The organism is Brevundimonas vitisensis (assembly GCF_016656965.1).
GTDB classification, from domain to species: domain Bacteria; phylum Pseudomonadota; class Alphaproteobacteria; order Caulobacterales; family Caulobacteraceae; genus Brevundimonas; species Brevundimonas vitisensis.
Map to the genome: position 1 here is coordinate 1,528,780 of NZ_CP067977.1, position 19,274 is coordinate 1,548,053.

The 19,274-nt window shown below is 66.7% G+C and carries 20 protein-coding genes; 15 read left to right on the top strand and 5 right to left on the bottom strand.

Going from position 1 to position 19,274, the window contains the following annotated elements:
• The first annotated feature begins 20 nt into the window (after positions 1–20).
• From cpaB to JIP62_RS07770, 7 genes are read left to right on the top strand one after another with little or no spacing between them, the layout of a single operon-like run.
• Entirely contained in the window at positions 21–941 is a 921-nt protein-coding gene (gene cpaB / locus JIP62_RS07740) for a Flp pilus assembly protein CpaB (protein ID WP_201101462.1), read from the top strand.
• Positions 938–2,353, top strand: a complete 1,416-nt coding sequence (locus JIP62_RS07745; protein ID WP_201101463.1) for a type II and III secretion system protein family protein — start codon at positions 938–940, stop codon at positions 2,351–2,353. The genes cpaB and JIP62_RS07745 overlap by 4 nt, the downstream gene beginning before the upstream one ends.
• 8 nt (positions 2,354–2,361) lie before the next feature.
• Positions 2,362–3,039 carry a CpaD family pilus assembly protein gene (locus tag JIP62_RS07750; protein ID WP_230974687.1) on the top strand — a complete coding sequence of 226 codons (678 nt, stop codon included), beginning with the start codon at positions 2,362–2,364 and terminating at the stop codon, positions 3,037–3,039.
• Between the two features lie 6 nt (positions 3,040–3,045).
• On the top strand, positions 3,046–4,596 hold the full coding sequence (locus JIP62_RS07755; protein ID WP_201101466.1) for an AAA family ATPase: 1,551 nt from the start codon (positions 3,046–3,048) through the stop codon (positions 4,594–4,596).
• An 8-nt stretch (positions 4,597–4,604) separates the two neighbouring features.
• A complete protein-coding gene (locus JIP62_RS07760; RefSeq protein WP_201101468.1) occupies positions 4,605–6,239 on the top strand; it encodes a CpaF family protein in 1,635 nt (544 codons plus the stop codon).
• A 5-nt stretch (positions 6,240–6,244) separates the two neighbouring features.
• Positions 6,245–7,222 (top strand): type II secretion system F family protein, encoded by a 978-nt coding sequence (locus JIP62_RS07765; protein WP_201101470.1) that lies wholly within the window; start codon positions 6,245–6,247, stop codon positions 7,220–7,222.
• Positions 7,223–7,232: 10 nt separating this feature from the next.
• Complete coding sequence (locus JIP62_RS07770) at positions 7,233–8,210, top strand: type II secretion system F family protein (protein WP_201101472.1); 978 nt, start codon at positions 7,233–7,235, stop codon at positions 8,208–8,210.
• Between the two features lie 11 nt (positions 8,211–8,221).
• Here the strand turns inward: JIP62_RS07770 and JIP62_RS07775 are convergent, their stop codons facing one another.
• The 4 genes from JIP62_RS07775 to JIP62_RS07790 form a co-directional block, all read right to left on the bottom strand.
• Positions 8,222–8,653 carry an SRPBCC domain-containing protein gene (locus JIP62_RS07775; RefSeq protein ID WP_201101473.1) on the bottom strand — a complete coding sequence of 144 codons (432 nt, stop codon included), beginning with the start codon at positions 8,651–8,653 and terminating at the stop codon, positions 8,222–8,224.
• A gap of 49 nt (positions 8,654–8,702) precedes the next feature.
• The gene (locus tag JIP62_RS07780; protein WP_201101474.1) at positions 8,703–10,007 is read right to left on the bottom strand and encodes an MFS transporter; all 1,305 of its coding nucleotides are present in this window, start codon (positions 10,005–10,007) and stop codon (positions 8,703–8,705) included.
• A gap of 48 nt (positions 10,008–10,055) precedes the next feature.
• On the bottom strand, positions 10,056–10,535 hold the full coding sequence (locus JIP62_RS07785; RefSeq protein WP_201101475.1) for a COG3650 family protein: 480 nt from the start codon (positions 10,533–10,535) through the stop codon (positions 10,056–10,058).
• A gap of 98 nt (positions 10,536–10,633) precedes the next feature.
• Positions 10,634–10,903, bottom strand: coding sequence for a hypothetical protein (locus tag JIP62_RS07790; protein ID WP_201101476.1), 270 nt, complete (start codon positions 10,901–10,903; stop codon positions 10,634–10,636).
• A gap of 114 nt (positions 10,904–11,017) precedes the next feature.
• Here JIP62_RS07790 and JIP62_RS07795 point away from each other — a divergent pair, with 114 nt between their 5' ends.
• Positions 11,018–11,635 carry an alpha-ketoglutarate-dependent dioxygenase AlkB family protein gene (locus JIP62_RS07795; RefSeq protein WP_201101477.1) on the top strand — a complete coding sequence of 206 codons (618 nt, stop codon included), beginning with the start codon at positions 11,018–11,020 and terminating at the stop codon, positions 11,633–11,635.
• 82 nt (positions 11,636–11,717) lie between these two features.
• Positions 11,718–12,629: a dienelactone hydrolase family protein gene (locus tag JIP62_RS07800; RefSeq protein WP_201101478.1), complete on the top strand. Its 912-nt coding sequence runs from the start codon at positions 11,718–11,720 to the stop codon at positions 12,627–12,629.
• A gap of 75 nt (positions 12,630–12,704) precedes the next feature.
• Here JIP62_RS07800 and JIP62_RS07805 read toward each other — a convergent pair whose 3' ends face one another.
• Positions 12,705–13,535: a TerC family protein gene (locus JIP62_RS07805; RefSeq protein WP_201101480.1), complete on the bottom strand. Its 831-nt coding sequence runs from the start codon at positions 13,533–13,535 to the stop codon at positions 12,705–12,707.
• A gap of 259 nt (positions 13,536–13,794) precedes the next feature.
• Between JIP62_RS07805 and JIP62_RS07810 the strand changes: the two genes are divergently transcribed.
• The 6 genes from JIP62_RS07810 (at position 13,795) to JIP62_RS07835 (ending at position 19,218) form a co-directional block, all read left to right on the top strand.
• Positions 13,795–14,352, top strand: coding sequence for a F0F1 ATP synthase subunit delta (locus JIP62_RS07810; RefSeq protein ID WP_201101482.1), 558 nt, complete (start codon positions 13,795–13,797; stop codon positions 14,350–14,352).
• A gap of 88 nt (positions 14,353–14,440) precedes the next feature.
• Positions 14,441–15,976, top strand: coding sequence for a F0F1 ATP synthase subunit alpha (atpA, locus tag JIP62_RS07815; protein WP_201101484.1), 1,536 nt, complete (start codon positions 14,441–14,443; stop codon positions 15,974–15,976).
• A 29-nt stretch (positions 15,977–16,005) separates the two neighbouring features.
• Positions 16,006–16,884: a F0F1 ATP synthase subunit gamma gene (locus JIP62_RS07820; RefSeq protein ID WP_201101486.1), complete on the top strand. Its 879-nt coding sequence runs from the start codon at positions 16,006–16,008 to the stop codon at positions 16,882–16,884.
• 43 nt (positions 16,885–16,927) lie between these two features.
• Positions 16,928–18,478, top strand: a complete 1,551-nt coding sequence (atpD, locus tag JIP62_RS07825) for a F0F1 ATP synthase subunit beta (RefSeq protein ID WP_201101488.1) — start codon at positions 16,928–16,930, stop codon at positions 18,476–18,478.
• A complete protein-coding gene (locus tag JIP62_RS07830) occupies positions 18,478–18,945 on the top strand; it encodes a hypothetical protein (RefSeq protein WP_201101490.1) in 468 nt (155 codons plus the stop codon). Before atpD ends, JIP62_RS07830 begins: the two co-directional genes overlap by 1 nt.
• 3 nt (positions 18,946–18,948) lie before the next feature.
• Positions 18,949–19,218 carry an ATP synthase F1 subunit epsilon gene (locus tag JIP62_RS07835; RefSeq protein WP_201101492.1) on the top strand — a complete coding sequence of 90 codons (270 nt, stop codon included), beginning with the start codon at positions 18,949–18,951 and terminating at the stop codon, positions 19,216–19,218.
• The last annotated feature ends 56 nt before the right edge of the window (positions 19,219–19,274 follow it).

Consider the following 19,274-nt stretch of genomic DNA (forward strand, 5'->3'; position numbering starts at 1 on the left):
CAGCCCGCCGGAGACCGTCGATGAAGCCCGCCCGTATCGCCGTCATCTGTATCGCTGCCGTCTCGGCCATCGGCCTGGCTCTGGTCGTGCGCGCCATGGGGTCGTCGTCCGGTGAGCCCACGGCCATCGCGGCCGCTGCCCCTGCCCCTTCGGTGCCGATGGCCAAGGTCCTGGTCGCCGCGCGCGATCTGGAACCCGGCCAGCGCCTGACCGATGCCGACATGGACTGGAAGGACTGGCCCGTATCCGAGGTCAATCCTGCCTTCATCACCGATGGGTCGGTGCCCATCCCGGTCGAGGGCGGCGAGGAACAGCCGGCCGATGCGCCCAAGCCCAAGGGTGCCGTCGCCACTGTGGCGCGCGCTGCCACCAACATGGCCACTGGCGGTGCAAAAGCCGACTACGTCGGATCGGTCGTGCGCGAGACCATCCTGGCCGGAGAGCCGATCGTCGGCCGTAAGATCGTTCGCGCCGGGGACAGCGGCTATATGGCCGCCTATCTGGAGCCGGGCATGCGGGCCATGGCCATCCGCGTCACGGTCGAGACCGCCGCCGGGGGCTTCATCCTGCCGGGCGACCGGGTCGATGTGCTGCTGACGCGCGAACTGCGTCTGGTCGATGCAGCCGGACCCGATTCCAGCCGCGCGAAATTCTCGTCCAATACCGTCATGCAGAACGTCAAGGTCCTGGCCATCGACCAGTCGACCCGGGCTGGAGACGACGAACAGACCGTCATCGGCGCGACCGCCACCCTGGAGGTCAGCCCCGGCGATGCCGAAGCCCTGGCCCTGGCCAAGTCGGAGGGTGAGTTGTCGCTGGTGCTGCGCTCCTATGCCGACACCGGCGGCCCGTCCGGCCGCGTCGCCCCGCAACGCCAGACCCAGACCACCGCCGTGCGCGTCTATCGCGGCGGAGAAGCCCAGACGGTGGTGGTGCAATGACCCGTTTCGCCCTTCTGTCTCTGGCCGCCATCGCCGTCGCCACCGGCGCGGCCGTGTCGCCCCTGCCCGCTCAGGCTCAGACCCGCGCGGCCGTTTCGGCCGGGGGCGAGGCGCGGCTGATCAATCTGCCGCGCGGCTCATCCTTTGCGGTCGATCTGCCTGCGGACGCCCGCGACGTCATCGTGTCCAATCCCGCGGTGGCCGAGGCCATGCTGCATTCGCCGCGCCGTATCACGATCATCGGCCTGGCCCCCGGCGAGACCGACGCCATCTTCCTGGATGCCTCGGGACGCACCATCCTGGCCCTGCGGGTACGGGTGGATGCCGGTGTCTCCGCGCTTCAGGACACGCTCAGCCGCGTCATGCCGGACAGCAATGTCCGCGCCGAGGCCGTCAACGACAGCATCATCCTGACCGGCCAGGTGTCCAGCCCGGCCGAGGCCGACCGCGCCACCCAGGTGGCCCGCGCCTTCGTCTCCGCACCGGAAAAGGTGCTGAACATGATGACCATCTCCGGCTCAGACCAGGTCATGGTCCGTGCCCGGGTGATCGAGGTGCAGCGCACTGCGGTCAAACAGCTGGGCTTCGACGTCAATGCGGTGCTGGATACCATCGGTGACGGGGTGCAGATCTCGACCGGGGCGACCTTTGCCGTTTCGGGCAGCCAGCTGGGCGGCGGCTTCCTGCAGTATACCGACAGCAATAATGACGGCGAGGGCGTCACCGGCACTCTGCGCGCCTTTGAGCGGGCGGGCCTGGTGCGGATCCTGGCCGAGCCCAACCAGACCGCAGTCAGCGGCGAAAGCGCCGAATTCCTGGCGGGCGGTGAGTTCCCCGTGCCGGTCGGCCGCGATGACCGCGGCAATATCCTGATCGAGTTCAAGCCTTATGGCGTGCGCCTGGCTTTCCGGCCGATCGTACTGTCGCAGGGACGGATTTCGCTGCAGCTGTCGACCGAGGTGTCGGAACTGACCACCAACGGCGCCTTCACCCTGGGCGGGACCAGCGACAACGCCCTGGTCATCCCGGCCCTGGCCGTGCGCCGCTCATCGACGACGGTGGAACTGCCCTCGGGCGGGTCGCTGATGATCGCAGGCATGCTGCGCGAAGATACGCGCCAGAACATCGACGAACTGCCGGGCATCGGCAGTTTGCCGGTGCTGGGGGCGCTGTTCCGGTCGCGCGACTTCCTGTCGGGCGAGACCGAACTGGTGATCATCGTCGAGGCTTATATCGTCTCCCCGACCTCGCCGGGTCAGATGCAGACGCCGGCCGACGGTCTGCACATCGCCAATGACGCCCAGACCATGCTGTTCGGCCAGCTGACCCAGGCCTATGGCCGCCCGTCGCAACCGGGAGCCCCCGCCCCGTCCAGCCAGTGGCACGGTCCGGTGGGCTATGTGATCGAATGAGGACGCTCGTGCTTCAGACCCACGCTCGCCATGCCGCCTTGGCCGCTGCCGTCTCGGCCCTGGCCTTGTCGGCCTGCTCGACCTTTCAGGATCAGGCCCTGCGGCCCCTGACGCCCCTGTCGCGCTATTCGCTGCAGGTGGAACCGGGCCTGGACCGCATCGCCCTGGCGGTCCACGAAAGCGGCCTGTCCGGCAATCAGCAGTCGGCAGTGGTCGATCTGGCGCGGCGGTACTTCACGTCGGGCGCCGGTGTGGTGGTGGTTCAGGGCCCGTCCGGTGGTGATCCGGTCTCGGCCGAGCGGACCTGGGGCGTCAAGGCGGCGCTCGAGGCGGCGGGCGTGCCCGGCGATCGTATCCAGGTCGTGGCCTATGAGGCACCGGACCCCCGCGCGCCCATTCTGGTCGGGTTCGAGACCTTGACGGCCTATATCCCCAACTGTGCGAGCCAGCGCGGCAACATGTCCGGCGGCTTCACCAATGAGACGGCCCCCGGCTTCGGTTGTGCGGTCACGGCCAATATGGCGGCCCAGATCGACAACCCGCGCGACATCGTCCAGCCGCGCGCCATGACGCCCGCCGAGACCGGACGGGCCGCCGTGGTGTTCGACAACTATCGGCGCGGACAGCGCAGTTCCGGGGCCCAGGAACAACTGGTCGAGGGCCGCATCTCCAGGGCGGTGGAATAGCGTTTCATGAGCAGCGCCTTCGCCCAACGCCCCACTGACGGCTTCGAGGACGAGTTCGACCTCGACATGAGCTATGGTCAGGACCCTGTCGCCCCCTTCCCCGGGCAGGAGGCGGCTGCGGCCCCCATGCGCCCGCCGCTGCAGTTCACCGCCCCAGCCGGTGCCGGCCCGGTCCCGGCCCCCATGGCCGCGCCAGCAATGGCCGCGCCGCCCATGGCGCCATCCACTCTGCCCGCCGCCTTCAACCCCGTGGGTGAACTGGCCGCAGCGGCCAGTGCCGCCTTCAATCCGCCCGCCCACATGGGAGCGAGCATCGGCGAGGTGTCGGTGCCGCGCATCGCCATCCATGTCTTTGCCGAACGCCAGGACACTCTGGCCGCCGCCGAGCGTGCGGGCCAGGACCGCCGCCTGTCGCGCGCCACGACCCAGATCCGCATCGGCGGTGTGGCCGCGGCCGTCGACACCTATCAGCATGAACCGACACCGCCTCTGATCGTGGTCGAATGCCTGAAGGACCCCGAGACCCTGCTGTGGGAGGTCGATCAGCTGGCCGAGGTCTGCGACGCAGGCACCAAGGTCGTAGTCATTGGGGCCACAAACGACATCCTGCTGTTCCGCGAACTGATGCGGCGCGGCGTCAGCGAATACCTGGTCGCCCCCCTGCAGCCGCTGCAGCTGATTTCGGCCATCGGCGGCCTGTTCAACGACCCGGACCAGCCCTTCGTCGGACGTTCCATCGCCTTCGTCGGCGCGCGCGGAGGGGCGGGCGCATCGGTCGTGGCCCACAACACCGCCTATGCCATGAGCGAGCGGATCGGGGCCAATACGGTCATCGTCGACTATGACCTGCCCTTCGGCACGGCGGGGCTGGACTTCAACCAGGACCCGCTGAACGGCGTGGCCGATGCCCTCAGCCAGCCCGACCGGCTGGACCCCGTCCTGCTGGACCGGATGATGGTCCGCTGCACCGACAAGCTGAGCCTGTTTGCGGCTCCGGCGACCCTGGACACCGACTGGGACGTCAGCCCCGAAGCCTTTGAAGAAGTCACGACCCGCATCCGCTCGACCGCACCCTTCGTGGTGCTGGACCTGCCGCATCTGTGGTCCGGCTGGATGCGCCGCACACTGATCGCGGCGGATGAGGTGGTGATCGTGGCCACGCCCGATCTGGCCAGCCTTCGCAACGCCAAGAACATGATCGACCTGATCCGCCAGGGTCGGCCCAACGACGCGCCGCCACGCCTGGTTCTGAACCAGGTCGGTGTGCCGGGACGGCCCGAGATTCCGTCCAAGGACTTTGGCGCGGCTCTTGGCGTCCACCCCAGCCTGACCATTCCGTTCGATGCGAAGCTTTTCGGGGCGGCCGCCAACAACGGCCAGATGATCCTGGACATGGGCGGCAAGTCCAAGACGGGTGACGCCTTCCAGACCCTGGCCCAGATCGTGTCACGCCGCGAACTGCCTGCCGTCGCCGGCCCGAAGGGTAAGGCGGCCAAGGCCTCGGGCAGCAAGGAGGGGGGCAGCTCGCTCTTCGGCTCGCTGTTCAAGAAGCGCTGAGCCGCGACGTGTTCGGAAAACGCACAGGCCAGCCCGGCAGCATCGCCATAGCCCCTCGCCCGCAGCCGGCCCCGGCTCCGGCACCGCAGGTCGGCCATGGCGTGCAGGCTGAACCCTTTGCGTTTGGCATGGACGATCCGGTCGACGATTTCGGCCCGGTCGCCTCCGCCCCTGCCGCTGCGCCGCGTCCCCAGCCGGCCGCCAATGGCCCAGACCGTTTGGACGCCCTGGCCAATCGCCCGGCAAGGCCGACGCCCCGCCCCGCCGCTGCCCCGGCCGCCGCGCCCGGCACCGGAGCCGGTCCGCGCGCGACCCCTGGCCTCGACCAGCTGAAGAAGGCTCAGGCGATCACCGAGATCGTCCGTGAACAGAGCGACTACTACCACGCGACGAAGACGACCATCTTCAACGCGCTGATGAACACCATTGACCTGGCCCAGCTGGCGCAGCTGGACACCAAGGCCGCGTCCGAGGAAATCCGCGACATCGTCGCCGAACTGGTGGCGATCAAGAACGTCTCCATGTCGGTGGCCGAGCAGGAGCATCTGGTCCAGGACATCGTCAATGACGTCCTGGGTTATGGCCCGCTGGAGCCACTGCTGGCGCGCGACGACATCGCCGACATCATGGTCAATGGCGCCAGCCGGGTGTTCATCGAGGTCGGCGGCAAGGTCCAGCTGACCAATGTCCGGTTCCGCGACAACACCCAGCTGATGAACATCTGTCAGCGGATCGTGTCGCAGGTCGGCCGACGCGTGGACGAAAGCAGCCCCATCTGCGACGCCCGCCTGCCCGACGGCAGCCGCGTCAACGTCATCGCCCCGCCCCTGGCCATTGACGGCGCGACCCTGACGATCCGGAAGTTCAAGCGCGACAAGCTGACGATGAAGAACCTGGTGGAGTATGCCTCCATCAGCCCGGAGGGAGCCCGCGTCCTGGGCGTCATCGGGGCCTGCCGATGCAATGTGGTCATCTCGGGCGGTACGGGCTCGGGCAAGACGACCCTGCTGAACACCCTGACCGCCTTCATCGACCCGACCGAGCGCGTCATCACCTGCGAGGATGCGGCCGAACTTCAGCTGCAGCAGCCGCACGTGGTCCGCCTGGAAACCCGGCCGCCGAACCTGGAAGGCCAGGGCCAGATCACCATGCGTGACCTGGTGAAGAACTGTCTGCGGATGCGGCCGGAACGCATCATTGTCGGCGAGGTGCGCGGGCCCGAGGCCTTCGACCTTTTGCAGGCCATGAACACGGGTCACGACGGCTCGATGGGCACGCTGCACGCCAACAGCCCGCGCGAAGCCATCAGCCGGATGGAGTCCATGATCACCATGGGCGGATACGGCCTGCCGTCCAAGACGATCCGCGAGATGATCACCGGCTCGGTTGACGTCATCATCCAGGCCGCCCGACTGCGCGACGGCTCGCGCCGTATCACCCACATCACCGAGGTCGTCGGGCTCGAAGGCGATGTGATCGTGACCCAGGACCTGTTCGTCTATGAGATCACGGGTGAGGACGAAAACGGCAAGATCATCGGCCGCCACCGTTCGACCGGCATCGCCCGGCCCCGGTTCTGGGACCGTGCCCGCTACTACGGTCTGGAGCGCGAGTTGGCCGAAGCCCTCGACGCGGCGGAGTAGCGGATATGTTGCCCATACTTGCGGCCGTCCTGGGCTTTGTCATCATCGCCAGCCTGGGCTGGGTCTTCGTCGGCGGAGACGATTCCTCGACACAGGCCCTGAAACGCGCCCAAAGCTTTGGCGGCGCCAAGACCCAGACCGGATCGCGCAAGGCGACCGCTGCGACCAATACGCCCGAGGCGCGCCGCAAGCAGATCATGCTTCAGCTGCAGGATGCCGAGCGCCGCGAGCGCAAGGCCCGCATGACCATGGGGGCCAAGCTGAAGCACGCCGGCCTCAGCCTGTCGGTCAGGACCTTCTATATCATCAGCGCGGGGGCCGGGATCACGGCCTTGCTGCTGGCCCTGCTGTTCGGACTGAACCTGTTCCTGGCCCTGGGGCTGGGGCTGGTGTTCGGCCTGGGCCTGCCGCGCTGGATCGTGGGTTTCATCGGCAAGAGCCGGATGAAGAAGTTCTCGGCCGAATTTGCCAATGCGGTCGATGTCATCGTGCGCGGCATCAAGTCCGGCCTGCCGGTCCACGACTGTTTCAAGATCATCGCCCGCGAAAGCCCCGCCCCCTTGGGGCCGGAGTTCCAGCGCCTGGTGGAGGGGCTCGGTGTCGGCCTGACCCTGTCTCAGGCTTTGGACAAGATGTACGAGCGGATGCCGACGCCGGAACTGAAGTTCTTCACCATCGTCATCGCCATTCAGCAGAAGACCGGCGGCAATCTGGCCGAGGCCCTGGGCAACCTGACTACCGTGCTGCGGGCCCGCCGCATGATGGGCGAGAAGATCAAGGCCTTGGCCTCCGAAGCCACCGCCTCGGCCGGCATCATCGGCTCGCTTCCGCCCGTGGTCATGGGCCTCGTCTTCATCACGACCCCGGCCTACATGATGCTGCTGTTCACCGACATGCGCGGCCAGTTCATGCTGCTGGGTTCGGCCTGCTGGATGGCGGCCGGGATCTTCGTGATGAAGAAGATGATCTCCTTCAAGTTCTGAGGACGCGACCATGTCGGACATCATCCGTTTCTTCACCGATCCCCAGAACCTGCTGAGCGTGGGCGTGGCGATCGCCGTCTTCGCGACGGTCTTCACCCTGCTGCAATCGATGCAGGGCGGAGCCGGTCTGGAACAGCGAATGAAGTCGGTGGCCACGCGCCGCGACGAGTTGAAGCGCCGCTCGCGCCAGGCCATGGCCAATCCGGGCGGCCTGCGGCACAGCGACGACGGCTTCAAGAAGCGGATCGTCGACCAGCTGAACCTGATGAAGATGCTGGAGGACCCCAAGGTCGCCGAGAAGATGGCCCAGGCCGGGTTCCGCGGACCGCGGCCGCTGACCACCTTCTATTTCTTCCGGTTCGCCTCGCCCTTCATCTTCATGGCGTTCGGCATTCTGTATCTGTTTGTGCTGAACGATTTCGGCCTGACGGTGATGATGCGGATCGCCGGCGTCATGGTGCTGGCCACCATCGGGTTCTATGCGCCGAACATCTATCTGGCCAACCGGATCTCCAAGCGCCGCCAGTCGATCATGCAGGCGTTTCCGGATGCGCTGGACCTGCTGCTGATCTGCGTCGAGGCAGGCATGTCCATCGAGGCGGCCATCCATAAGGTCAGCCAGGAGATCGGCGGGTCCTCCATCGACCTGGCCGAGGAACTGTCTCTGCTGTCGGCCGAGCTCAGCTATCTGCCCGATCGGCGCATGGCCTATGACAACCTGGCCAAGCGAACCAACCATCCCGGGGTCAAGTCAGTAGCCACCGCCATGACCCAGGCCGAGACCTATGGCACGCCGCTGGGCACGGCCCTGCGCGTCATGGCCAAGGAAAACCGCGACATGCGCCTGTCGGCGGCCGAGAAGAAGGCCGCGGCCCTGCCCGCCAAGCTGACAGTGCCGATGATCGTCTTCTTTCTGCCGGTGCTGTTCGTCGTGATCCTGGGACCGGCGATCATCAACATTCAGGACACCCTGGCCAAGGGCGGCTGAATGCTCGAGGCCTAGCCTTCCGCCAGAACGCGCAGGTTCTCGCCGATCTCGCCATAGGCGGCGCGGATGGCCTTGCGGTGCTTGTCGTGGAACAGTTCGCCGCGAAGACCCAGGAAGGTCGCGCCATTGGCGACGATGCAGCTGCCGGGCTCCAGCTCCTCGATCTCGACATAGCGGATCATGCTGAACAGGAATCCGCGCTTCTCGGTCCAGACCAGCTGGGCGTAGGGCTGCCAGTCACCGATCCGGCCGGCCACGCGGCGCTCGGGCAGGCCGGGCAGGGCCTCAGTCAGGGCGATCGTCCCGCCGAAGGCGATGGTCCCCTCGACCGCCGTCTCATAGGGGTTCCAGCGATCCCAGCCCGACAAATCGGAGATGATTTCCCAGATCCGGTCCGAAGTGGCCCGGATGCCGACACGCTTTTCTACACGAGCAGTTTGCATCGGTGCGATTTCGCACAGCCGGGGGCCCATGAAAAGCGCCGGGACCGGCTCAGCTGTTTCCCTCGGGCCCCGGCTGGGAGGCAGGGGGGGTGCTCTTGGAGGGGGTCTCGTCGCGCTCGGGCAGGTCGGGCGGACCCCGTCGCAGCGGCGCGCTGAAGAAACAAACCGCCACGGCGACCGCCAGCAGCAGGCTGTTGGCCACAAACGGTGCCGGTTCGGACCATTCGTACAAGGCGACGCCGATCACGGGGGGTCCCAGAAAACTGAGGCCGGCCAGGGACATCATCAGTCCCGCCACAGCCCCCTGCTCATGCGGACCGACGGCCAGGGAGGATCCGGCGGTAAAGCCCGGCCGGGCGAAGCCGACGCCCATCGAGACCACCGCATAGGCGACGACCACCCCGAAATAGCCGGGAGCGACAACGCTCATCAGATTGCCCGCCAGGGCCAGGCCCGCTCCCCACCGCATCAGGTCGGCCGGCTGCAGGCGCAGCATGGGGATCAGGCCCCACTGCACCATCAGGGTCGCCGCGGCGCCGGCCAGCATGGCCACGCCGATAAAGGGCTGGGCCTGGCTGGCGGCCATACCGCCGACCGCCATCTCATCGATGATGTGGAAGCCCAGGACCGAGATGTTGATCGCCTGGGCCCCGGTGATCATCAGGCCATAAAGCAGATAGTCGCGCACGCGCGGATCGCGCCACAGGCCCTTGCCCGCTTCCGACGTCATGCGTCCGCTGGGGCTGGGCGTGCGGACGACATCCCCGGACGGCAGACGCCGCCACACCACCCACAGGATCGCGGCACCGAAGGCGGCGAAGGCATACATGGGCCCGGCCAGGCCGACGATAGGCAGGACGAAGAACGGCGCCAGCGCCGGCCCGATCACCGTGCCCAGACCCTGGGCCGAGGCCAGCAGGGACATGGCCTGGGTCCGCTCCTCGCTGGACGTCCGGTCGGCGACATAGGCCTGGGACGCGATCGGGGCGGCCGAGCCGAACAGGCCATAAAGGGTTCGCGCCACGGCCATGAGCGTGAAGGCGACGGCGGCACCCAGCCACCCTTCCAGCCCGGCGGTGGCCGCCAGGCCGAACCCGGCCATCGATCCGATGAAGCCGCCCAGGCCGATCATCATGACCCGCTTGCGCCCCAGTCGATCCGACATCCGCGCCCAGAACGGCGACGTCAGGGTCCACATCAGGGCCGAGATGGCAAAGGCCCCCGCCACCAGGGTGTCGGCCAGGCCGAACTCGCGGCCAATCGCCGGCAGGACCGACTGCAGGGCCATGTTTCCGCCGGCCGCGATCAGGCTGACGGAAAACAGGATGACGAAGGCGGGCGAGCGCAGGTTCACCCGGTCAGGGCATAGTCCCGGCGCGACGTGAGGGCGAGTGAAAATCGATCAGGGCTGGGCCGGCTTCGTCTCCACGATCCTTCCGGCGTCCTGGCCTTCGTGCTCGGACATGGCCATGACCGAGGCGGCGCAACCAAGAAGCGTTTCTTCGCCCAGTCGCACGCGCGCCGTGACCGGATAGACCCGGTCGCTCATGCCGTCCGAACAGTCGGTGGCCGTCAGGGTGATCTCCAGCGCATTCCCCTGGTCCGTCGTGGCGGTATAGGTCGCGGTGCTGCCCTGAACGACGACGCCCGGATTGCGCGTCCGCTGCTGGGCCCGATCGACGCCTTCATAGACGATGTTTTCGCGCGTCACCTGAATGCCCCAGAACGGCTCGGTCCCCAGGGCATGGAAAGGCTGGTTCAGGTCCAGTTCGCCCAGCATCATCGGTGCAGGACCGACATCGGTGGCCGGCGGCGTGTCCTCGGCCGCGGAACAGGCGGACAGCAGGGCCAGGGTCGCGAATGCAGACAGGATCAGGCGCATGGGGAGCTCCATCGAGAGATGGCCGCTAAGGACCGCGCGACGGGGTTCCGGTCAAGACATCTTGAGCATGGAGGGCACCCTTCCGGGGCGCCGACGCCTCAGCGGCCGTGATCGTCGCGCCCGGGGTCCAGCCGGTTGTCGACGCGGTCGTCCCATCCCTCGCGGTGCGAGCGGAACGCCAGGGCCATCAGACCCCATGCCAGGCCGACGGTTCCGAGCACGCCCAGCCCCATGGCGATCCACCCGTGCAGGGTCATGGACCCGCCGCCAATCGCCACCCAGAAGAGCGACAGGCCCCACGTACAGACCGCCGCGATCAGCGACGCCAGCAGGGCGGCCATCAGAAAACGGGAAAGGCGGTTCACCATGGAAGACTGACTAGCAGATTTGGGCCCGCGACCCCACGGCTTCCAGGCGCCATCGGGGGTGAGGCGAATCCGCGCGGCCTTTCGCTGGGCTCGACCCGTCCCGATATGATCCGAATGGGGAACGCCACCGAGATTGATACGGGACTGGACGGCTTTCGGCTTTGGCCCGGTCGGCTGGGGCCTGACTGCCAGGCCGAACTGGTGGAAGCCGTCCTGAGCGCCATCGAGGTCGCGCCCCTGTATGCGCCGTCGACGCCTGGCGGGCGTCCGTTCTCGGTGCGGATGACGAATCTGGGCCCGCTGGGCTGGGTGTCGGACCGGGCGGGCTATCGCTATCAGCCGACCCACCCAGTGACCGGTTTGGCCTGGCCGCCGATCCCGCCACAACTGCTGGAACTCTGGCACGCGCTGAGTGGCTGGGCCGAGCCGCCGGACGCCTGTCTGGTCAATCTGTACCGAGATGGCGCGAAGATGGGCCTGCATCAGGATCGTGATGAAGCCGACCTGAAAGCCCCTGTCCTGTCGGTCTCGCTGGGGGATACGGCCATGTTTCGGATTGGCCCGCCGAACGGGGGCTCAACCCGCACGATCCGACTGTCGTCCGGAGACGTCTGCGCCCTGACCGGCCCTGCCCGGCTGGCGCGGCACGGCATCGACCGGATCATCGGCGGCTCCTCCCGGCTGGTACCTGGCGGGGGGCGGATCAACCTTACCCTGCGGCGGGCCGGCTAGCCCCACGCAATCGGGACTCGACGGATACGGCCGCTTGAGGCCACTGTCCCCCACCCCCTTTTTTATAGAAGCGAGGCTTGCGATGACCCGGCTGATCCGACCCGAAGGCCCGACGCCCGACGACTTCCATTTCAGCCGCCGGACCCTGGCCACGGCCGGCCTGGGCGGCCTGTTCTTCATGGGCTATGCCCCCGCAGGTCTGGCCCAGGACGCCAAGCCTGTCGTCACGGATACGCAGGGACTGGTCGTCGAGGACGTGACCCTGCCGGCCCCCGACGAGTTCGCCCTGCCGGCCTATGTCGCCCGGCCCGAAGGCGACGGCCCCTATCCTGTCGTGATCGTCGCGTCCGAGATTTTCGGCGTGCATGACTATATCCGCGACGTGTGCCGTCGGTTGGCCAAGGCAGGCTATGCCGCCATCGCGCCCGCTTTCTTTGTGCGCGTCGAGGATCCGGCCCCCCTGCCCTTTTCGGAAATGAGCCGCATCCAGGCGATCGTCGGTGCCGCCAGTTATGAGCAGGTGATGGGCGACATCTCCGCTGCGATGGACTGGGCTTCGGGCCAGTTGTGGGCCAGGGGCGATCGGTTCGGCATCACCGGCTTCTGCTGGGGTGGCAAGGTGGTGTGGCAGGCGGCCGCCCGGTTTGCGGCCATCGACGCCGGGGTGGCCTGGTACGGACGCCTGGCCCCCTCCGCCGAAGCGTCACCGGCCCAGGTTTCGGCTGGTCAGCCCTGGCCCGTCGATCTGGCCGCTGATCTGAAATGCCCGGTGCTGGGCCTGTACGGCGAGGCCGATCAGGGCATTCCCCTGACCAGCGTCGAGGCCATGCGCGCGGCCCTGGCGCGTGCCGGCCGGACCGACAGCAGGATCGATGTCTATGACGACGCGCCCCACGGCTTCCACGCCGACTATCGCGACAGCTATCGGCCTGCCGATGCGGCCGACGGCTGGAACAAGCTGCTGGCCCTGTTTGAGTCTCGCCTGAAAGGCTGAAGGCCGTGCCGAATTGAAAGAGCCGCCCCCGGGGAACCGAGGGCGGCTTTTCTGTATCCGATCGGCGGCCTTCGATCAGCGGCCGGTGTCGGCGGCGGCCTCTGCCTCGGCCGCCTGGGCGCGAGCCTCGGCTTCGTTGGCGACCGCACGGGCCCGTTCGGCCTTCTCCTTCTTGGAAGCCGAGGAGCGGCTAAGCATGTTCAGCGCCTCGACCCCGGCCGAGAAGGCCATGGCGGCATAGATATAGCCCTTGGGCACATGATAGCCGAAGCCGTCGGCGATCAGGACCATGCCGATCATGATCAGGAAGCCCAGGGCCAGCATGACCACGGTCGGGTTCTTGTTGATGAAGTTGGCCAGAGGATCGGCGGCCAGCAGCATGACGGTAACGGCGGCCAGCACGGCCACGACCATGATGGGCAGGTGTTCGGTCATGCCGACGGCCGTCAGGATGGAATCGATCGAGAAGACCAGATCCAGCAGGATGATCTGGAAGATCGCTGCGCCGGCGTTGGAGATGACCACGTCTTTCTTGTCCAGCACGTCGTGCGTCGGGGTGGGATCGACCGTGTGGTGGATTTCCTTGGTCGCCTTCCAGACCAGGAACAGGCCGCCGGCGATCAGGATCAGGTCCTTCCAGGAGAACTCATTGCCCATGACCGAAAAGACCGGCTGAACGAGGCCGACAAGCCAGGCGATGATCGACAGCAGGGCCAGACGCATGATCAGGGCCAGGCCGATGCCGATGCGGCGGACGCGCTGACGCTGATGCTCAGGCAGTTTGTTCGACAGGATCGAGATGAAGATCAGATTGTCGATACCCAGCACGACCTCCATGACCACCAGGGTCACCAGAGCCGCCCAGGCGGCGGGATCGGAGAAAAGAGGGATTATGCTGTCGAGCATGAGGGAGGGGGTCCTGACGTCAGTTTGACTATGCGTTTGCTTTACAGGCTCGCGGGGCCCTGCGGCAATGCGGTCATGTGGCAGGCTTTCCGTCGGTTGCGGGGGGACGGACCCCGTGGTATCAGGCGCCCGGCTTTGCCAGAGGGCGCTTCGCAAGGAGCGTCCTTGGCGTGCTTTCTCGAAGCATATCAAGCCTTTGGATCGGCGCGAACCTGCGGCCGGTCTTGAACCCGAACGCTAACACGCGCGGACATGATACGTGGCTGACGATTACAGGACGACCGAAGTCGGTGGGCGCTATGCACAGGCCCTATTCGACCTGGCCTTGGAAACGGGCAAGCTCGACGCCGTGCGCGCCGATCTGAACTCGCTTCGGACGGCTTGGGGTGAGAGTGCGGACCTGCGCCGTCTGGCTACCTCGCCCGTCATTTCGAACGACGACAAGGGTCGTGGGCTGCAGGCGATTGCCGCCAAGGCCGGTTTCGCCGACACCACCCGCAATGTCCTGGGCCTGCTGGCGCAGAACGGCCGTGCGCGCGATCTGACGGCGGTGATCGCCGGGTTCGACGCCCTGTACGCCCGCCACACCGGCGTTGTTGCCGCCGAGGTGATCTCGGCCGCGCCGCTGGACGCCAAACAGACCGCCGCCATCAAGACCGCCCTGACCCAGGCCCTGGGCAAGACGCCCGAGATGACCACCCGCGTGGACGCCGGCCTGTTGGGCGGGCTGAAGGTGAAGGTGGGCTCGCGCCTGTTCGACGCCTCGCTGAAGACCAAGCTGGACCAGATGAAGTTCGCCCTGAAACGGGCTTCCTGAAACGGGCCTGACGCCTAACCGCATTATCCGATTGACTGCCGGGCCGATCGCAAGCCCGCACTGAAGACGAAAGCCAGAGAGCCAGACCATGGACATCCGCGCCGCCGAGATTTCGGCCATCCTCAAGTCGCAGATCGCCAACTTCGGCGTGGAAGCCGATGTCAGCGACGTCGGACAGGTCCTGTCGGTCGGTGACGGCATCGCCCGCATCCACGGTCTGGATAACGTCCAGGCCGGCGAGATGATCGAATTCCCGAAAGCCGGTGTGAAGGGCATGGCCCTGAACCTGGAGCGCGACAACGTCGGGGCCGTGATCTTCGGCGAAGACCGTCAGATCGCCGAGGGCGACGAGGTCCGCCGTCTGGGCGAGATCGTGGACGTGCCGGTCGGCAAGGGTCTGCTGGGTCGCGTCGTCAATCCGCTGGGCGAGCCGATCGACGGCAAGGGCCCCATCGTTTCGACCGAGCGCCGCCGCGTGGACGTCAAGGCTCCCGGCATCATTCCCCGCAAGTCGGTTCACGAGCCGATGCAGACCGGCCTGAAGGCGATCGACACCCTGATCCCGGTCGGCCGCGGCCAGCGCGAGCTGATCATCGGTGACCGTCAGGTCGGCAAGACCGCCGTCGCCATCGACACCATCCTGAACCAGAAGAGCACCAACGCCGCCGCCACCAGCGAAAGCGACAAGCTGTACTGCATCTATGTCGCCATCGGTCAGAAGCGCTCGACCGTGGCCCAGATCGTCAAGACGCTCGAAGAGCGCGGCGCCCTGGACTACACCATCGTCGTGGCCTCGACGGCCTCCGAGCCGGCGCCGCTGCAGTTCCTGGCTCCGTTCGCCGGCACCGCCATGGGCGAGTTCTTCCGCGACAACGGCATGCACGCCCTGATCGTCTATGACGACCTGTCCAAGCAGGCAGTGGCCTATCGTCAGATGTCCCTGCTGCTGCGCCGTCCGCCGGGCCGCGAAGCCTATCCGGGCGACGTCTTCTATCTGCACAGCCGCCTGCTGGAGCGTTCGGCCAAGCTGAACGAGGACAACGGTTCGGGCTCCATGACCGCCCTGCCGCTGATCGAGACCCAGGCCAACGACGTGTCGGCCTATATTCCGACGAACGTGATTTCGATCACCGACGGCCAGATCTTCCTGGAATCGGACCTGTTCTATCAGGGCATCCGCCCCGCCGTGAACGTCGGCATCTCGGTGTCGCGCGTGGGCTCCTCTGCCCAGATCAAGGCGATGAAACAGGTCGCCGGTTCGATCAAGGGCGAGCTGGCCCAGTATCGGGAAATGGCCGCCTTCGCCAAGTTCGGCTCGGACCTGGACGTCTCGACCCAGAAGCTGCTGGCCCGCGGTGCCCGCCTGACCGAGCTGCTGAAGCAGCCGCAGTATTCGCCCCTGACCGTCGAAGAGCAGGTCGTGTCCATCTATGCCGGTACGCGCGGCTATCTGGACGCCATCGCCGTGTCGGACATCGGCCGCTTCGAAAGCGAACTGCTGGCCCGGATGCACTCCAACCACGCCGGCATCCTGGAAGGTATCCGCACGCAGAAGGCCCTGTCCAAGGAGCTGGAAGCCGAGCTGAAGGCCGCCATCGAAGCCTTCGCCAAGACCTTCGCCTGAGCCCCGGAAAGCTGAGAGAGTAACGCCGGATGGCCAGCCTCAAGGAAATGCGCAATCGGATCGGAAGCGTGAAATCCACGCAGAAGATCACGAAGGCCCTGAACATGGTCGCCGCGGCCAAGCTGAAGCGCGCCCAGGATCAGGCCGAGAGCGCCCGCCCCTATGCCCGCAAGATGGCCGCCGTCATCGCCAATCTGGCGGCGGGCGTGTCGGGCGACGGTGCGCCGCGCCTGCTGGCCGGCACCGGCTCTGACCAGAAGCACCTCGTCATCGTCGCCACGGGTGACAAGGGGCTGGCCGGCGGCTTCAACAGCAATGTGATCCGCGCCGCCAAGGAGCGGATCAACAGCCTGATCAACCAGGGCAAGGACGTCCGCATCATCGCGGTCGGCCGCAAGGTTCGCGACGGCCTGGTTCGCATCTATGGCGACCGGATCATCCGCACCTTCGAGCTGAGCGACCACAAGGTCATCGGCATGGCCGCCGCCGAGCCGATCGCCGCCCTGGTGGCCGAGGAGTTCGAGGCCGGCAACGCCGACGTCGTGACCCTGTTCTACAGCCGCTTCCAGTCGGTGATCTCGCAGGTGCCGACGCCGCGCCAGCTGATCCCCGCCGTCGTCGATGGCGATGCAGCCCCGATCGATCTGAACGGCGCGGTTTACGAATACGAGCCCTCGGAAGAGGAAATCCTCGAGACCCTGCTGCCGCGCAACATCACGACCCAGATCCTGGCCGCCCTGTATGAGAACCAGGCCAGCTTCTTCGGGGCCCAGATGGGCGCCATGGACAATGCCACCCGCAACGCGGGCGACCTCATCAACAGCCTGACCCTGCAGTACAACCGGAAGCGCCAGGCCCAGATCACCACCGAACTGATCGAGATCATCGCCGGCGCGGAAGCGCTCTGATCCTCCGATTGCTGACAGACACACGATAAACGGACCGCACCCGATGACCGACACCGTCGCCAAAAAGCCCGCCGCCCGGAAGCCCAAGGCTCCCGCCGCTCCTGCCGCCGCCGCCACGGGCAACACCGCCATTGTGGCCGGAACCGGCGTGGGCAAGATCGCCCAGGTCATCGGCGCCGTCGTGGACGTGGAGTTCGAAGGTCACCTGCCGGCGATCCTGAACGCCCTGCACACCCAGAACGTCGACCAGAAGACGGGCGAGCCCTTCACCCTGGTTCTGGAAGTCGCCCAGCACCTGGGTGAGAACATGGTCCGCACCATCGCCATGGACACCACCGAGGGCCTGACCCGCGGCCAGGCTGTGACGGACACCGGCTCGTCCATTCAGGCCCCCGTCGGCCCCGGCACCCTGGGCCGTATCATGAACGTCGTCGGCCAGCCGATCGACGAACAGGGCCCGATCAAGACGACGATGTATCGCCCGATCCACCGCGAGGCCCCCAGCTTCGAGGAACAGTCGACCTCGTCGGAAATCCTGGTCACCGGGATCAAGGTCATCGACCTGATGTGCCCCTATACCAAGGGCGGCAAGACCGGCCTGTTCGGCGGCGCTGGCGTCGGCAAGACCGTCACCATGCAGGAACTGATCAACAACATCGCCAAGGCCTATGGCGGTTATTCGGTTCTGGCCGGCGTGGGTGAGCGCACCCGCGAGGGCAACGACCTGTATCACGAGATGATCGAGTCCAACGTCAACGTGGACCCGACCAAGAACGGTGGCTCGACCGAAGGCTCGAAATGCGCCCTGGTCTATGGCCAGATGAACGAGCCCCCCGGTGCCCGTGCCCGCGTCGCCCTGACCGGCCTGGCCCAGGCCGAATATTTCCGTGACGAAGAGGGCAAGGACGTCCTGCTGTTCGTCGACAACATCTTCCGCTTCACCCAGGCCGGTTCGGAAATGTCGGCTCTGCTGGGCCGTATCCCGTCGGCGGTGGGCTATCAGCCAACCCTGGCGACCGAGATGGGCAATCTGCAGGAGCGGATCACCTCCACCAAGAAGGGCTCGATCACCTCGATCCAGGCCATCTACGTTCCCGCCGACGACCTGACCGACCCGGCCCCGGCCGCCTCCTTCGCCCACCTGGACGCCCGTACCGTTCTGAGCCGCGACATCGCCGCCCAGGCGATCTTCCCCGCCGTGGATCCGCTGGACTCCACCTCGCGGATCATGGACCCGCTGATCATCGGCGAAGAGCACTACAACGTCGCCCGCTCGGTTCAGGAAGTGCTGCAGCAGTACAAGGCGCTGAAGGACATCATCGCCATCCTCGGCATGGACGAGCTGTCGGAAGACGACAAGCTGGTCGTCAGCCGCGCCCGCAAGATCAGCCGCTTCCTGTCGCAGCCCTTCTTCGTGGCCGAACAGTTCACCAACTCGCCGGGCAAGTTCGTCAGCCTGGAAGACACGATCCGCTCGTTCAAGGGCATCGTGGCCGGTGAATACGACCACCTGCCGGAAGCCGCCTTCTACATGGTCGGCGCCATCGAGGAAGCCGTCGAGAAGGCCCAGAAACTGGCTGCGGACGCAGCCTGATGAAAGCGGCGGTCGTCATCGCAACGGTGGCGGCCGCCTCGCTGTGCGCCATGGCCGCACAGGCTCAGGACGCTGATGTGATCCGCGAAGTCGGCGTGGAAGCCCGCGACGTGATCTTCGCCAACATCTCGAGCTTCCAGTGCGACGCTGTCCCTTGCGCGGCGGCAACGGCCGAAGAGTTGGCGAACCCGCCTGTGACCGACGATGAGGCAGCGGCGATCGCCGCGACAGCCGTCATCAGCGCGATGGGCGAACACTGCGGCCTCGACTGGAACCGGCAAAGCTATCTGCCGATGATGCAGGACTGGATGTCCAGACCGGGCATGGCCGTGCGAACCTCAGCCCTGGTCGGCGGCATGCACGGTTATGTGCAGGAACAGGCGCTTAGATCCTTTCGGTCGCAAGGCGACTGCGACGACCAGACCCGAGCGGCGGTTCAGGCCGCGCTCGACCAGAACAGAGACTGACCCATGGCCGGAAAACTCCACTTCTCCCTCGTCTCGCCTGAGCGCGAGATCTTTGCCGGTCTGGTCGACCAGGTCGATGCCCCGGGCGTCGAAGGCGATTTCGGCGTCCTGGCGGCGCACGCCCCCTTCATGACCGCCCTGCGCGAAGGCGCGGTCACGGTGATCGACGGCAGCTCGCGTCGTGTGTTCAGCGTGCGCGGCGGTTTCGCCGACGTCACCCCCGCCGGCCTGACCATCCTGGCCGAGGCCGCCAGCGAGGTCGCCGCCGCCTGATCGGCGACCCACTGTCAGATATCGGCGGCTTGCCAGCCTGATCGGTTCGCGTCAGC

Bases quoted from the DNA above. Each gene is read 5' to 3' on its own strand.
- JIP62_RS07745 (WP_201101463.1), top strand. From the start codon at position 938: ATGACCCGTTTCGCCCTTCTGTCTCTGGCCGCCATCGCCGTCGCCACC.
- JIP62_RS07800 (WP_201101478.1), top strand. From the start codon at position 11,718: ATGACCCGGCTGATCCGACCCGAAGGCCCGACGCCCGACGACTTCCAT.
- JIP62_RS07805 (WP_201101480.1), bottom strand. From the start codon at position 13,535: ATGCTCGACAGCATAATCCCTCTTTTCTCCGATCCCGCCGCCTGGGCG.
- JIP62_RS07830 (WP_201101490.1), top strand. From the start codon at position 18,478: ATGAAAGCGGCGGTCGTCATCGCAACGGTGGCGGCCGCCTCGCTGTGC.
- atpA (WP_201101484.1), top strand. From the start codon at position 14,441: ATGGACATCCGCGCCGCCGAGATTTCGGCCATCCTCAAGTCGCAGATC.
- JIP62_RS07820 (WP_201101486.1), top strand. From the start codon at position 16,006: ATGGCCAGCCTCAAGGAAATGCGCAATCGGATCGGAAGCGTGAAATCC.
- JIP62_RS07795 (WP_201101477.1), top strand. From the start codon at position 11,018: ATGGGGAACGCCACCGAGATTGATACGGGACTGGACGGCTTTCGGCTT.
- JIP62_RS07755 (WP_201101466.1), top strand. From the start codon at position 3,046: ATGAGCAGCGCCTTCGCCCAACGCCCCACTGACGGCTTCGAGGACGAG.
- cpaB (WP_201101462.1), top strand. From the start codon at position 21: ATGAAGCCCGCCCGTATCGCCGTCATCTGTATCGCTGCCGTCTCGGCC.
- JIP62_RS07835 (WP_201101492.1), top strand. From the start codon at position 18,949: ATGGCCGGAAAACTCCACTTCTCCCTCGTCTCGCCTGAGCGCGAGATC.
- JIP62_RS07775 (WP_201101473.1), bottom strand. From the start codon at position 8,653: ATGCAAACTGCTCGTGTAGAAAAGCGTGTCGGCATCCGGGCCACTTCG.
- JIP62_RS07785 (WP_201101475.1), bottom strand. From the start codon at position 10,535: ATGCGCCTGATCCTGTCTGCATTCGCGACCCTGGCCCTGCTGTCCGCC.
- JIP62_RS07790 (WP_201101476.1), bottom strand. From the start codon at position 10,903: ATGGTGAACCGCCTTTCCCGTTTTCTGATGGCCGCCCTGCTGGCGTCG.
- JIP62_RS07770 (WP_201101472.1), top strand. From the start codon at position 7,233: ATGTCGGACATCATCCGTTTCTTCACCGATCCCCAGAACCTGCTGAGC.
- atpD (WP_201101488.1), top strand. From the start codon at position 16,928: ATGACCGACACCGTCGCCAAAAAGCCCGCCGCCCGGAAGCCCAAGGCT.
- JIP62_RS07765 (WP_201101470.1), top strand. From the start codon at position 6,245: ATGTTGCCCATACTTGCGGCCGTCCTGGGCTTTGTCATCATCGCCAGC.